Genomic DNA, 270 nt, shown 5'->3' on the forward strand with positions numbered 1-270 from the left:
GGTTAAACATACCTGACTTTCTGTTGAAATAAAGTGACAACCTTATAATCATTTGCAATGCCTCCGGAGGATCGTCATGCCCGCCTTAACCACCGCGCGTCTCACCTGCTCGCCGCTGCAAGAGCAAGACTGGCCCTTTTTTCTGTCGCTACAGCAAAATCCTGAGGTAATGCGTTTTGTCGCCCCTGCGCGTAGCGAGGCGGACATTCGGGAAGCCTTTGAGTCTCGTCTGTTGCCGTGGACGCCGGGCAGCTCGCACTGGCTCTGCCT

The 270-nt window shown here is 54.8% G+C and carries 1 protein-coding gene; it reads left to right on the forward strand.

Annotated features, from left to right (window positions below):
- Positions 1–76 precede the first annotated feature (76 nt).
- A partial coding sequence (locus RTW80_RS29365; RefSeq protein ID WP_409415342.1) for a GNAT family N-acetyltransferase occupies positions 77–270 on the forward strand: 194 nt, incomplete at its 3' end.

Origin of the sequence: Escherichia sp. AM3 (assembly GCF_032029835.1) — a bacterium.
Taxonomy (GTDB): Bacteria; Pseudomonadota; Gammaproteobacteria; order Enterobacterales; family Enterobacteriaceae; genus Escherichia; species Escherichia coli.